Consider the following 12,630-nt stretch of genomic DNA (forward strand, 5'->3'; position numbering starts at 1 on the left):
TCCGGTAGATTGTCGACAATCTGCAATGTAGGTGCCCCGCGGTCCGGATGTCCAGGGCCGGGGGCGGGCCGGCGTCAGGTGACGCGGAGCCGTTCGATGGAGTCGGTCATGTGCTCCTCGATGAGGGTCAGCAGCCGCTCCTCCTCGCCGTCGCCGATCGCGTCGACGAGCCGCCGGTGCTCCTCGACCAGCTCGGACGGCTCGGGGTAGGTGTCCTGCAGGGCGTTCAGGCACATCCGCGTCTCCACCAGCAGGGTGTGCGCCATCCGCTCCAGCCGGGGGCTGCCGGACGAGCTGACCAGCACCTCGTGGAACGCCTGGTCGGCGTCGCTCATCGCGACGCGGTCCCGCTGGCTCGCGGCCTCGACCAGCGCGTCCAGGGCGTCGGTGAGCCGGGCGACCGCCTCGCCCCGGTTCCGCTCCATGATGAGCTGGCAGGCCTCGCGCTCGATCGCGAGCCGGGCGAGGTAGACGTCCTCGACGTCCCCCTCGTCGAGGGTGATCACGAACAGCCCGCGGTGCGGCTCGCTGACGAGCAGGCCCTCCTGGACGAGCCGCTGCATCGCCTCGCGCAGCGGGCCGCGACTGATGCCGAGGCGCCCGGCGAGCTCGGCCTCGCCGAGCTGCGCGCCGGGCTCCAGCGACCCGTACATGATCGCCGAGCGCAGCTCGTCGGAGACGATCTCGACGGTCGACTTGCGGGGGACAGGTTCCAGCTCACCCAACCGGCCCATGGGCGGGCCCCTTTCGTCACGGCTTCCAGGTATGTCGTCCCGCGGCGGGGACGGTGGCGGGCGCGGCGAACAGCCGGCCCAGCCCGGTGCGCGGCGGGAGGCCGCCGGGGCCGGACGCGAGCCGCAGCCCCTCCCACACGCTCACCTGGTTGGCGGTCAGCACCGGCTTGCCGACCCGCTCCTCCAGCTCGTCGAGCCAGGCCACGGTGTGCAGCGCGGTGTCGGGGACCAGCACCGCCTCGGCGTCCGGATGGTCGTTGGCCGCGACGAACGCGAGCACCTCGTCGCGGCCGAGGGTGCCGACCTCGGCGGCGGTGACGATGCCCCGGCAGGACAGCGCCACCACCTCGATGCCGGCGTGCGCGAGGAACGCGACGAACCGCTCGGCGACGTCGGCCGGGTAGGTCGCGGCCACCGCCACCCTCGTCACGCCGAGGGCCTGCGCCGCGTTCACGAACGCGAACGAGGTGCTGGACGCGGGCACGCCCGCCGCCTCCCGCACGCCCGCGACCTGCTGCGCGGCACCGTCCCAGCCGAACACGAAGCTGCCGCTGGTGCAGGCCCACACCGCGGCCCGCACGCCCAGCCCGCGCAGCGTCCGGGCCCCGTCGCCGAGGACGTCGGCGCCGCCGATGTCGAGCAGCGCGTCGACGCGGTGGGCGTCCTCGCGCATCAGCGTGTGCACGACGGGCAGGCTGACCCCGCCGGCTCCCGATTCACGCAGGGCGCGCTCGATGACCGGATAGTCGTCCTCGGCGCTGTAGCCGGGGTAGAGGAATCCGGCGCTCAACCCGTTATGGCCCATGTTGTCGACAATCCTAACCTCGCGGATCATGGCGGTCAGGCCGCCGTGGACGGGGCGAGCTGGACCAGCGACTGCCCGGGACCGGCCGCCGAGCGGCCCATCGCGCGCAGCGCCGAGCACATCGTCACCTGGTTGGCGGTCAGCACCGGCTTGCCGATCATCTGCTCGAGCGGCGCGATGATGTCGTAGGTCGGGACGTTCGTGCAGCTGATGAAGACGGCCTCGGCCTCGGGGCCGTCCACCGTCGACACCGCGGACACGATCTCGCCGTACCCGACCTTCCAGATGTGGCTGAGCAGCCCCATCCCGACCGACGACACGACCTCGATGCCGTACTCGCGGAGGAACGACACGAGCCGCTCGGTGACCGCGTCGATGTAGGGCGTGACGACCGCGATGCGGCGGACGTTCAGCAGCCCGAGCGACTCCACCAGCGCGCCCGACGTCGTCGTCGACACCGGCGCGCCGGCCGCCGTCATCGACTGGTGCAGCTGCAGCTCGCCGGCCTTGCCGCGGATGAAGCTGCCGGACGCGCAGGCGTAGGCGACCGCGAGCGGCTCGGGGGCGAGCACGTCGCGGGTGGCCTGCCGGACGATCGACTGGTCCGACAGCGCGGACGCCATCTCGACGGTGACCGGCACCGGTACGTACGGGAGCCGGGTCATGTACAGCGAGACGTCGTCGGGGGTCCAGCGCCACAGTTCGCGGTCGAGCGCGAAGTCGAAGGGCGCGACCACGCCGATGCCGTGCTGCGCGAGCAGCTCGGGGCCGACGACCAGCGTGGGGTCGAATGTCATCTGGGTGCCCACCGCTCTAGGACTCGGCGCGGGTGTAGACGAGGCGCTCACCGACACCGCCGGAGCGCCAGACGTCGTTGCACGCCTCGGCCATCCGGTCGAGGCCGTCGACGATCGTCGCGTACACGTTGCCGGGCACCCAGCCGACGTCGCCGTTGAGCAGCAGGTTGTTGCGACCGTAGAAGATCGCGAGGTCGATGACCCCGGGCAGCGCGTGGATGTTCTTCTCCTCCTTGAACTTCCGGTCGAGCATCCCGCCCGGGAAGGAGAAGTAGACGACGTCGCCCGGGATGGGGGTGACGGTGGGGTTCTCCAGGCCGACCTCGTCCTCGGAGAACCGCTCGACCATCGTGTACACCTCGTTGCGGGCGTACTTGGCGTGGTACGCGTCGCCTCCGAGGGGCAGGGAGCGCCAGACGGCCTCGCAGGTCCGCGGCGCGTCCTTCTCCAGCAGCTCCGCGACGCACGAGACGCCACGACGCTCCAGAGTGATGGTCATGAGCTTGGGCATGCCGGACCTCCCCGTGAAGTGGGGTTGGCGAGATCGTCGCCACCCGAAAGGACTCTCCATGGACGTGGGGGGTGCCCCCCCACACCCCCCGGAGGGGGCTTGAGTTAGAGCGCTCTGGGATCCGTCCTGGCCAGGCTTCGGTTGCGACGGTCTTGCAGCACAGGGGTCAGTGCGGTGACCAGGGCCGTGGTGCACCGTGCTGATTGTTGACAATCCTACGAACGCTTTCTAGCGTGTCAATGCCTCCACGAGTTGCCTTCTCGTAAACTCAGCACACCCCGGAAGTGACACCGATGGATCCTGTTCAGCACGCCTCCGGCGGCCCGCCCGACGTGGTGGTGCTGGTCGGGGACGTCGAGCCGCGCGGCATGGCGGAGGCCGAGCGCCTCGCGCGGGTCCGTTACGTGCGCGAAACAGCCCTTGCGGAGGCGCTTCCGGGCGCCGACGTCCTCTTCATGTGGGACTTCCTTTCCGACGCCCTCGCGGGGGCCTGGCCGGAGTCCGGCGGGCCCGGGTGGGTGCACATCGCGAGCGCCGGTGTGGAGCGGCTGATGTTCCCGGCCCTCATCGAAAGTGAGACTAAAGTCACCAATTCGCGAGGTGTGTTCGACGAGCCGATCGCCGAGTACGTCCTCGGGCTGGTGCTGGCCTTAGCCAAGGACCTTCCCGGCACGCTGCGCCTGCAGGGTGAGCGGCGCTGGCGGCACCGCGAGACCGAGCGCGTCACCGGGGCCCGCGCGCTCGTCGTCGGCACCGGCCCGATCGGCCGCGCCATCGGCCGCCGGCTGTCCGCGGGGGGCCTGGCCGTCACCGGGGTGGGCCGCACCGCCCGCGACGCCGATCCCGACCTCGGTGCCGTCCACCCGATGGAGCGGCTGGACGAGGCGCTCGCCGAGGCCGACTACGTGGTGCTCGCCGCGCCGCTCACCCCGCAGACCCGCGGCATGGTCGACGCCGCCGCGCTGGACCGGATGCGGCCGTCCGCGCGATTGATCAATGTGGGCCGGGGCGCGCTGGTGGCCGAGCCCGATCTCGTCAAGGCGCTGCGCGCCGGGCGGATCGCGGGCGCCGCGCTCGACGTCTTCGAGGACGAGCCGCTGCCGCCGTCCTCGCCCCTGTGGGACATGCCGAACGTCATCGTGTCCCCGCACATGTCCGGCGACGTGATCGGCTGGCGGGACGAGCTGGTCCGGCTGTTCACCGCCAATCTCGGCCGCTACGTGTCCGGCCGCCCGCTCCGCAACGTCGTGGACAAGCGGCTCGGCTATGTGGGTTCGAACCAGAGGGGGTAGCCATGGCCGACGCGGCCGATCTGACCGCGACCGAACTGGTGGAGGCGTACGCGGCCGGGACGCTCTCCCCGGTCGAGGCCGCCGAGGCCGTCCTCGCCCGGATACGGCGGGACGACCCGGAGCTCAACGCGTTCTGCCTGGTCGACGAGGAGACCACGCTCGATATGGCCCGCGAGGCGGCCGGGCGGTGGCGGCGGGGCGCGACGCTCGGGCCGCTGGACGGCGTGCCCGTCTCCATCAAGGACGTCCTGCTCACCCGGGGCTGGCCGACGCTGCGCGGCTCGACGACGATCGACCCGGCCGGCCCGTGGGATGAGGACGCCCCGTCGGTGGCCCGCCTGCGCGAGCAGGGCGCGGTGTTCGTCGGGAAGACGACGACGCCCGAGTTCGCCTGGAAGGGCGTGACCGACAACCCGCTGACGGGCGTCACCCACAACCCGTGGGACCCGTCCCGCACGCCGGGCGGGTCGTCCGGCGGCGCGGCGGCGGCCGTCGCGGCGGGGATGGCGCCGCTCGCGCTCGGCACCGACGGCGGCGGCTCGGTGCGCATCCCGGCCGCGTTCACCGGCACGTTCACCATCAAGCCGACGTACGGCCGCGTCCCGCACTACCCGGCGAGCCCGTTCGGGACGCTCGCGCACACCGGCCCGATGACCACCACCGTCGCCGACGCCGCCCTGCTCCTGGACGTGATCTGCGGCGCCGACGGCCGCGACTGGTCGTCGCTGCCGCCGCCGGAGGTCCCGTTCACCGAGGCCGATCCGGACGACCTGACCGGCCTGCGGATCGCCTTCAGCCCCGACCTCGGGTTCGCGCGGGTCGACCCGGAGGTCGCGGCGTCCGTCGCCGCCGCCGCCGAGGTCTTCGCCGAGCTGGGCGCGAAGGTGGAGCAGGCCGACCCCGGCTTCGGCGACCCCGTCGAGGACTTCGAGGTCCTGTGGTTCGCGGGCGCGGCCAAGGTGGTCGAGCACCTGCCGCCGGAGGCGTTCGCACGCCTTGACCCGGGCCTGCAGGAGATCTGCGAGCAGGGCGCGCGGTACTCGGCCGTCGAGTACCTCACCGCCACGGCCCGCCGGATGGAGCTCGGCCGGGTGATGGGCCTGTTCCACGAGCGGTACGACCTGCTGCTCACCCCGACGATGCCGATCGCCGCGTTCGAGGCCGGGCGGGAGGTCCCGCCGGGTTCGCCGTCCCCGCGCTGGACGAGCTGGACCCCGTTCACCTACCCGTTCAACATGACGCAGCAGCCGGCCGCGAGCCTGCCGTGCGGGTTCACCTCCGGTGGCCTGCCGGTCGGCCTCCAGGTCGTCGGCGCCCGGCACGCCGACGCCCTGGTCATGGCCGCGTGCGCCGCCTACGAGAAGGCGCGGCCGTGGAAGCGGTTCACTCGAAGGTGATGACGGCGCGGCCGCGGTGGGTGCCCTCGTCCATCGCGGCGAGGACGCGCGGGGCGTCGTCCAGGGTGATGGGCGTCACCTCGGGGGCGATGCCGTGCGCCTTCGCGAAGGCGAGCGTGTCGCGCAGGTCGTGCGGCGAGCCGGACGGCACGCCCATCACCCGCAGCCGGTTGGAGACGAGCGCCACCGGCGGCACGCTCACGTTCTCGGCCCCCATGCCGAGGTAGAGCAGGGTGCCGTCGGGGCGCAGGCCGCCGAACGCGGCGAGGCCGGTCCCGGTGTCGGGCGCGGTGTTGGCGACCACGTCGGCCCCGCCCCAGGCCCGCAGCGCCTCCGCCGGGTCCTGCTCGGCGGTCGCGACGAACAGCTCGGCGCCGGCGTCCAGCGCCTCCTTCTCGGCGCGCCGCGACCGGGACACCACGGCGACGCGGGCGCCCATCGCGACGGCGAACCGGAGCGCCATCGTCCCGACGCCGCCGGTGCCGAGCACGGCGACCCTCGACCCGGCGGCGGTGCCGGCGTGCCGGAGGCCGTTGAACGCGGTGATCCCGGCGCACATCAGCGGTGCGCCGGCGACCGGGTCGAGGCCGTCCGGCAGCGGGGTGGCGAAACCCGCGCGGCCCAGGAAGTACTCGGCGTAGCCGCCGTCGGTGTTCACGCCGGTCACCTGCTTCGGCGCCCCGGTGCACAGGATCTGGTCGCCGCGGACGCACTGGTCGCAGGTTCCGCACGACCCGTAGATCCAGCCGGTGCCGACCGGCGTGCCGACCTCGGGCCACGTGACGCCCTCGCCGAGCGCGGCGACGACGCCGCTGATCTCGTGCCCGGGAACGGCCGGGAACGTCCCGAACGGGTAGTGGTCCCGCAGATGGTTGACCTCGGAGTAGCACATCCCGCAGGCGGTCACCTTCACCAGGATCTCGCCGGGGCCCGGTTCGGGCACCTCCCGCTCGACGATCTCCAGCGGCTTGCCCGGCCCGGAAAGCACGGCGCTGCGCATGGCCGCGCCCCCTCTCGTGTCTCGTGACGGCCGTCCGGCCGTCTATAGCGTTGGTACGAGAAAGACTATAGTCACGCTACACGGGTCTTGCATAGCGATGTTCAGAACTTTTCTGTAGCATCGTTACCGTGACCGCTCAGAAGGACCTCGCCACGCGGGACCGGATCGTCCACGCGGCGGCCCGGCTGCTCTCCGAGGCGAACGGCGAGCCCGTCTCGACGCGGGCCGTGTGCACCGCCGCCGGCGTCGGCGCGCCGACCCTCTACCACCATTTCGGCGACAAGCAGGGCCTGTTCGACGCCGTCGCGGCGTACGGGTTCGACGAGTACCTGGCGACCAAGCGCGCGCAGGGCAGCACCGGCGACCCGGTCGAGGACCTGCGCCGGGGCTGGGACCTGCACGTCGAGTACGGCGTCACCCACCCGGCGTTCTACACGCTGATGTACGGGACCTCCCGGACGCCCGCCGCCGCGAAGGAGGCGCACGCCATCCTGCTGGGCCTGGTCGAGGAGGTCGCGCGGGCGGGCCGGCTCCGCGTTCCCGTGGAGACCGCCGCGCGCATCATCAATGCCGCCGGGGTGGGGCTCACGTTCTCGCTGATCGCGGCGCCCGCCGGGGAGGAGGCCGACCGGGAGGCGTCGGTTCGGATGCGTGAGGCCGTGCTCGCCGCCGTCACCGTGCCGTCCGACGCGGCCCCCCTCAGCGACGCGGTGGCCCAGAAGGCCGCCGCCCTGAAGGCCGCCCTGGCCGCGGCCCCGCCACCCGTCCTGACCGCCTCGGAGACCGCCCTGCTCAACGAATGGCTTGACCGCCTCGCCGACTGAGCCGCCCCGCGCCGGAGGGCGCGGCGCCTACTCGCCTCCGAGTTCTTTCTGGCGCTTCTTCTGGCGGCTGGACTTGCGGCGCCTCACGCCGACCCCGCCCCAGAACGCCAGGCCCTTCACCACCACCGTGGGGGAGCCGGGGACGCCGGGGCCGCTCGCCCGCTGGTCGAAGCCGCCCATGATGCCGAGGCCCTTGACGTGCACGGTGATGTCGTCCGGCACGATGATCTCGAACCCGCCCATGATCGCCAGCGCCCGGATCGTGACCCTGTCCTCCGCGAACCGGGCGTCGCGCAGATCGATCTTGCCGCCGCCCCAGAACGCGAACGCGCTGAACTTGCGCGGGACGTTCCACACGCCCGAGCGCCGGAACCCGCTCATGACCCCGATGCCGCTCTTCCAGGACGGCGCGCCCTCCATCGGCCGCCAGTCCGCCCCGGCCGCCGTCGCCGGCGGCGCGGCCGTGCCCGGCGCCGGCAGGTCGCGGGTGAGCGGCTCCAGGTCCGCGTACGTCTTCGCCGCGTACACCGCGTCCAGCCGCTCGTCCAGTTCGGCGAGCGTCAGCCGCCCCTCGCCGGCCGCCTCGCGCAGCACGTGCGCGACGCGCTCGCGGTCGGCGTCGCCGGCCCGCATCTCCGGCGCTCCGGGCGTCCCGGCATGCTCGGGGAGGTTCGTCATGCCCGCAGCCTAAACCAGCGCCCGCGACGGGACTACTTCACCGCGAGGACGCGGGCTCCAGGCGGATGACGACCGATTTGGACGTGGGCGTGTTGCTGACCTCGGCGGTGCTGTCGAGGGGGACGAGGACGTTCGTCTCCGGGAAGTACGCCGCCGCGCACCCCGGCGCCGTCGGGTAGGCGACGGTGCGGAACCCGGGCGCGCGCCGCTCGGTGCCGTCCGACCACTCCGACACCAGGTCGACGAGCGTGCCGTCGGCGACGCCCAGGCCGGAGAGGTCGGCGGGGTTGACGAACACGACGCGGCGCCCGGCCTTGATGCCGCGGTAGCGGTCGTCCAGGCCGTAGATCGTGGTGTTGTACTGGTCGTGGCTGCGGACGGTCTGGAGCAGCAGCCGCCCCTCCGGGACCCGCAGGACCTCCAGCTCGTTCACCGTCAGGTTGGCCTTGCCGGTCGCGGTCGGGAACCGCCGCTCGTCGCGGGGCGCGTGGGGGAGCGTGAACCCGCCCGCCTCGCGGATGCGGGCGTTGTAGTCCGCGAACCCGGGGACGACCCGGGAGACGTGGTCGCGGATCACGTCGTAGTCGCGCTCCATCGCGTCCCAGCCGATGCCCGATCCGGGGAGGACGGCCTTGGCGAGCCGGCAGACGATGGACACCTCCGACAGCAGCCGGTCCGACGCCGGGGCGAGGCGGCCGCGCGAGGCGTGCACCATGCCCATCGAGTCCTCGACGGAGACGAACTGCGGCCCCGACTCCTGCTCGTCGCGCTCGGTACGGCCGAGCGTGGGCAGGATCAGCGCCACCTCGCCGGCCACCGCGTGCGACCGGTTGAGCTTGGTGGACACCTGGGCGGTCAGCCGGCAGCTCCGCAGCGCCGCCTCGGTCACGGCGGAGTCGGGGGTGGCGCGGACGAAGTTGCCGCCCATGCCGAGGAAGACCTTCGCCCGGCCGTCCCGCATGGCGCGGATCGCCTCGACCGTGTCGACGCCGTGCTCGCGCGGCGGCTCGAACCCGAACTCGGCGGCCAGGGCGTCCAGGAAGGCGGGCTTCGGCTTCTCCCAGATGCCCATCGTCCGGTCACCCTGCACGTTGGAGTGGCCGCGCACCGGGCAGACGCCCGCGCCGGGCCGGCCGATGTTGCCGCGCAGCAGCAGGAAGTTGACGATCTCGCGGATCGTCGGCACCGAGTTGCGGTGCTGGGTGAGGCCCATCGCCCAGCAGACGATGATCCGCTTCGCGCCGAGGACGTCCCCGAGCGTCGCGGCGATCTCGCCGCGGGTCAGGCCGGTCGCCTCCAGCACGTCGTCCCAGTCCAGGCCGAGGACGTGCTTGCGGAACGCGTCGAAGCCGTGGGTATGGGCGTCGAGGAACTCCCGGTCGACGGCGTCGGGCGCGTCCGACTCCAGCAGCATCCGGTTGAGCGCCTGGAACAGGGCCAGGTCGCCGTTCAGCCTGATCTGCAGGAACCGGTCGGCGAGGACCGTGCCCTGGCCCGTCACCCCGGACGGGCGCTGCGGGTTCTTGAACCGCATCAGCCCCGCCTCGGGCAGCGGGTTGACGGCGATGATCCGCGCGCCCTCCTTCTTGGCCCGCTCCAGCGCCGACAGCATGCGCGGATGGTTCGTGCCCGGGTTCTGCCCGACGACGAAGATGAGATCGGCCTGGTAGAGGTCGTCCAGCAGCACCGAGCCCTTGCCGATGCCGATGGTCTCGCTCAGCGCGGACCCCGACGACTCGTGGCACATGTTGCTGCAGTCCGGCATGTTGTTCGTGCCGAACGCGCGGGCGAACAGCTGGTAGGCGAACGCGGCCTCGTTGCTCGTCCGGCCGGAGGTGTAGAAGACCGCCTCGTCCGGCGACTCCAGCGCCGTCAGCTCGCCCGCCAGCAGCCGGAACGCCTCGTCCCACGACACCGGCTCGTAGTGCTCGGACCCGGCCCGCTTCACCATCGGCTCGGTCAGCCGTCCCTGCTGCCCGAGCCAGTGGTCGGACCGCTCGGCCAGCTCCCCGACGGTGTGCGCGGCGAAGAACTCCCGGGTGATCCGCCGCGTCGTCGCCTCCTCGGCGACCGCCTTCGCGCCGTTCTCGCAGAACTCGGCGACGTGCCGGTGGTCGCCCTCCGGCCACGCGCAGCCGGGGCAGTCGAAACCCTGCTTCTGGTTGACGCGCAGCAGGGTCAGCGCCGTCCGGCGGACGCCCATCTGCTCGTACGACTGGCGCAGCGCGGCCGTCACCCCGGGCACGCCGGCCGCCCAGGCCTTCGGCTTGGAGACCTCCAGACCCGAGTCGTCGAAGTCACCGGCGGGCGCCTTGCGCGTCATAGGGCCACATCCTCATGGTCGTCCGACCGTTCTACTGTCGCACGATAACCCGTCCTACTGCGGCGGTCCTTCCGCCAGGCGGAGGCTGGTCCCCGCCCGGCCGCCGTCGCGCGTCGTCCATTCGATCCGGACGACGTCCCCCGGGTGGTGGGACAGCATCAGGGCGGTGAGCGCGGCGGGCGTGTCGACCGCGTTCGCGCCGAGGGTGACGATCGCGGCGCCGACGGGGATCCCCGCCGACGCGGCGGGCGAGCCCGGCACGACCTCGGTGACCAGCGCGCCCGGCGAGCCGCCGTTGGAGCGGACCTTGACGCCGAGCATGGCGGTCCTGCCGATGTGCACGGTCGAGGACGCCTCGCCGCGCTGGATCTGCCGGGCGATCTCCAGCGCCCGCTCGGACGGGATGGCGTACCCGCGGTGGTCCTTGTCGCGCTCCGCGCCCTTCACCGAGAACCCGGCGGACGCGGCGGTGTTGATCCCGATGACCTTGCCCGTGGAGTCCAGCAGCGGGCCGCCGGAGTCGCCCGGCTTGATCGGGGCGCTGGTCTCGATCAGCCCGGTCAGCCGCTCGGAGGTCCCGTTGCTGTCGTCGCGCGCGGTGACGGACTGGTCCAGGGCGGTGACCTTGCCGGTGACGACGGTCGGGGTCCCGCCCTTTCCGCCGGCGTTCCCGACGGCGGTCACCGCGTCGCCGACGTTCACCGACGACGCGGGGCCGAACCGGGCCGCCTTCAGCCGGGCCGCGCCGGCCAGGCTGATCACGGCGATGTCGCCCGTCCGGTCGTAGCCGACGACCTGCGCGGTGTAGGTGCGGCGGTTGTCGGTGTCGGTTCCCTTGATCGCGGTGGCGCCCTGGATCACGTGGTTGTTGGTGAGGACGAGGCCGGCCGGGGTGAGCACGATGCCCGTCCCGGCGGCGCGGGTGCCGTTGAGGGCCTGCTCGGTCTCGATGTTGACGACGCCGGGGCGCCGCCCGCTGGGCTTGGCGGGCTTGGTGCTGCTCGGGCCCGCGTCGACGGGCGGCGCGACGTCGTCGGTGCCCTGCTCCATCACCCGGCAGCCCGGGACGAGGAGGGCGAGCAGCATGACCAGGAGGACCGGCAGCAGGCCGCGGGCACCGCGCCGCGCGGGTCCCTCGCTCACCATGGGCCTCCTCCCGAGCAGGTTCCTCCCATGATTCCCGATTTCTAGGGAATAGTCGCCGGCCGATCCCCGGGGCCGCGCGGACGATCAGATGGTGAAGTACCGCCTCGGGTTGCCGACGAGCATCTGGTCGATCTGCGCGTCGGTGACGCCCGCCTCGCGCAGCGCGGGCAGGACGTCGTCGCTGATGTGCCGGTAGTGCCAGTTCGGCTGCATGGCCGGCACCGTCGCCGGGTCCGGGCCGAACCAGTCGATGAAGCAGCTCGCGTCGTGGCTGAGGACGATCCGGTCGGCGTACCCGCGCTCGCACAGCGCCGCGATGGTGGCGACCCGGTCGGCGGTCGGGTTGATGACGTCGAGGCCGAACCGGTCCATGCCGAGGATCGCGCCGGTGTCGGCCAGCTCCATCAGGTAGTCGAGGTCGTTGCTGTCGCCGGCGTGCCCGACGACGAGCTTGGTGAGGTCGACGCCCTCCTTGCCGAGCAGGTCCACGACCGTCCGGCCCGCGTGGCTCGAGCTCTCGGTGTGGACGGTGAGCGGCGCGCCCGTCTCGCGGTGCGCCCCGGCGACGGCGCGCAGCACGCGCTCGACGCCCGGCGTGAGGCCGGGGCGGTCCACGGCGCACTTGAGGAACGCGGCCTTGACGCCGGTCCCGGCGATGCCCTCGGTGAGGTCGCGGACGAAGAGGCCGATCATCGGGTCCGGGCCCTCGTCCACCATCGTGCCGGGGCCTCGGTGGTGGAACTGGAACGGGACGTCGTTGTAGGTGTAGATGCCCGTGGCCACGATGATGCCGAGTTCCGGGACCTGCTCGTTGATGCGCTGGATCCGGGGGATGTAGCGGCCGAGCCCCCACACGGTGGGGTCGGCGATGGTGCGGATGCCCCGCTCCACCAGCTCGCGGAGCTTGCCGACGGCGTCGGCGACCTTCTCCTCCTCGTCCCACCAGTCTCCGGTGCCGTAGTTCTCGACGTGCTCGGATCCGAGGACGAAGACGTGCTCGTGCATCAGCGTGGGGCCGAGGCCGGCGACGTCGGCGGGGCCGTGGATCGTCTCAACTGCGGGCATCGGCTTCTCCCTCTCCGTGCATACCGACTGGTCGGTTTCTGGCAAGCTATGCGCAGGA

The 12,630-nt window shown here is 72.6% G+C and carries 12 protein-coding genes; 3 read left to right on the forward strand and 9 right to left on the reverse strand.

From position 1 onward, the window contains the following. Positions 1 to 74 precede the first annotated feature (74 nt). The 4 genes from ABGB11_RS15375 to ABGB11_RS15390 are packed head-to-tail and all read right to left on the reverse strand — an operon-like array spanning position 75 to position 2,835. The gene (locus ABGB11_RS15375; RefSeq protein WP_347633127.1) at positions 75 to 734 is read right to left on the reverse strand and encodes a GntR family transcriptional regulator; all 660 of its coding nucleotides are present in this window, start codon (positions 732 to 734) and stop codon (positions 75 to 77) included. 16 nt (positions 735 to 750) lie between these two features. Next, positions 751 to 1,539, reverse strand: a complete 789-nt coding sequence (locus ABGB11_RS15380; protein WP_347633129.1) for a maleate cis-trans isomerase — start codon at positions 1,537 to 1,539, stop codon at positions 751 to 753. 35 nt (positions 1,540 to 1,574) lie between these two features. Next, positions 1,575 to 2,336: an Asp/Glu racemase gene (locus ABGB11_RS15385; RefSeq protein ID WP_347633131.1), complete on the reverse strand. Its 762-nt coding sequence runs from the start codon at positions 2,334 to 2,336 to the stop codon at positions 1,575 to 1,577. A gap of 16 nt (positions 2,337 to 2,352) precedes the next feature. Continuing rightward, on the reverse strand, positions 2,353 to 2,835 hold the full coding sequence (locus tag ABGB11_RS15390) for a DUF3830 family protein (protein WP_347633300.1): 483 nt from the start codon (positions 2,833 to 2,835) through the stop codon (positions 2,353 to 2,355). Positions 2,836 to 3,215: 380 nt separating this feature from the next. On the opposite strand from ABGB11_RS15390, the gene ABGB11_RS15395 reads away from it, so the two are divergent. Then, positions 3,216 to 4,139 carry a D-2-hydroxyacid dehydrogenase gene (locus ABGB11_RS15395; protein ID WP_347633302.1) on the forward strand — a complete coding sequence of 308 codons (924 nt, stop codon included), beginning with the start codon at positions 3,216 to 3,218 and terminating at the stop codon, positions 4,137 to 4,139. A 2-nt stretch (positions 4,140 to 4,141) separates the two neighbouring features. After that, positions 4,142 to 5,536 carry an amidase gene (locus ABGB11_RS15400; protein WP_347633133.1) on the forward strand — a complete coding sequence of 465 codons (1,395 nt, stop codon included), beginning with the start codon at positions 4,142 to 4,144 and terminating at the stop codon, positions 5,534 to 5,536. On the opposite strand, the gene ABGB11_RS15405 is transcribed toward ABGB11_RS15400, so the two are convergent. Beyond that, positions 5,523 to 6,536 (reverse strand): alcohol dehydrogenase catalytic domain-containing protein, encoded by a 1,014-nt coding sequence (locus ABGB11_RS15405; RefSeq protein ID WP_347633135.1) that lies wholly within the window; start codon positions 6,534 to 6,536, stop codon positions 5,523 to 5,525. The two genes, ABGB11_RS15400 and ABGB11_RS15405, sit on opposite strands and share 14 nt — an antisense overlap. Positions 6,537 to 6,664: 128 nt before the next feature. Between ABGB11_RS15405 and ABGB11_RS15410 the strand changes: the two genes are divergently transcribed. Beyond that, positions 6,665 to 7,360, forward strand: a complete 696-nt coding sequence (locus ABGB11_RS15410; RefSeq protein ID WP_347633137.1) for a TetR/AcrR family transcriptional regulator — start codon at positions 6,665 to 6,667, stop codon at positions 7,358 to 7,360. 27 nt (positions 7,361 to 7,387) lie between these two features. Here the strand turns inward: ABGB11_RS15410 and ABGB11_RS15415 are convergent, their stop codons facing one another. The 4 genes from ABGB11_RS15415 to ABGB11_RS15430 form a co-directional block, all read right to left on the reverse strand. After that, the gene (locus ABGB11_RS15415) at positions 7,388 to 8,038 is read right to left on the reverse strand and encodes a DUF1707 domain-containing protein (protein WP_347633139.1); all 651 of its coding nucleotides are present in this window, start codon (positions 8,036 to 8,038) and stop codon (positions 7,388 to 7,390) included. A gap of 37 nt (positions 8,039 to 8,075) precedes the next feature. Then, complete coding sequence (locus tag ABGB11_RS15420) at positions 8,076 to 10,361, reverse strand: FdhF/YdeP family oxidoreductase (RefSeq protein ID WP_347633141.1); 2,286 nt, start codon at positions 10,359 to 10,361, stop codon at positions 8,076 to 8,078. A 54-nt stretch (positions 10,362 to 10,415) separates the two neighbouring features. Continuing rightward, positions 10,416 to 11,504, reverse strand: coding sequence for a S1C family serine protease (locus tag ABGB11_RS15425; RefSeq protein WP_347633143.1), 1,089 nt, complete (start codon positions 11,502 to 11,504; stop codon positions 10,416 to 10,418). An 87-nt stretch (positions 11,505 to 11,591) separates the two neighbouring features. Further along, the gene (locus ABGB11_RS15430) at positions 11,592 to 12,572 is read right to left on the reverse strand and encodes a phosphotriesterase-related protein (RefSeq protein WP_347633145.1); all 981 of its coding nucleotides are present in this window, start codon (positions 12,570 to 12,572) and stop codon (positions 11,592 to 11,594) included. Positions 12,573 to 12,630: the final 58 nt, after the last annotated feature.

It is taken from the genome of Actinomadura sp. B10D3 (assembly GCF_039871695.1).
Lineage (GTDB): Bacteria > Actinomycetota > Actinomycetes > Streptosporangiales > Streptosporangiaceae > Spirillospora > Spirillospora madurae.

Excerpts from the sequence above, each read along its gene's own strand:
- ABGB11_RS15390 (WP_347633300.1), bottom strand. The coding sequence starts at position 2,835 with ATGACCATCACTCTGGAGCGTCGTGGCGTCTCGTGCGTCGCGGAGCTG.
- ABGB11_RS15385 (WP_347633131.1), bottom strand. The coding sequence starts at position 2,336 with ATGACATTCGACCCCACGCTGGTCGTCGGCCCCGAGCTGCTCGCGCAG.
- ABGB11_RS15395 (WP_347633302.1), top strand. The coding sequence starts at position 3,216 with ATGGCGGAGGCCGAGCGCCTCGCGCGGGTCCGTTACGTGCGCGAAACA.
- ABGB11_RS15430 (WP_347633145.1), bottom strand. The coding sequence starts at position 12,572 with ATGCCCGCAGTTGAGACGATCCACGGCCCCGCCGACGTCGCCGGCCTC.
- ABGB11_RS15400 (WP_347633133.1), top strand. The coding sequence starts at position 4,142 with ATGGCCGACGCGGCCGATCTGACCGCGACCGAACTGGTGGAGGCGTAC.
- ABGB11_RS15380 (WP_347633129.1), bottom strand. The coding sequence starts at position 1,539 with ATGGGCCATAACGGGTTGAGCGCCGGATTCCTCTACCCCGGCTACAGC.
- ABGB11_RS15375 (WP_347633127.1), bottom strand. The coding sequence starts at position 734 with ATGGGCCGGTTGGGTGAGCTGGAACCTGTCCCCCGCAAGTCGACCGTC.
- ABGB11_RS15415 (WP_347633139.1), bottom strand. The coding sequence starts at position 8,038 with ATGACGAACCTCCCCGAGCATGCCGGGACGCCCGGAGCGCCGGAGATG.
- ABGB11_RS15405 (WP_347633135.1), bottom strand. The coding sequence starts at position 6,536 with ATGCGCAGCGCCGTGCTTTCCGGGCCGGGCAAGCCGCTGGAGATCGTC.
- ABGB11_RS15420 (WP_347633141.1), bottom strand. The coding sequence starts at position 10,361 with ATGACGCGCAAGGCGCCCGCCGGTGACTTCGACGACTCGGGTCTGGAG.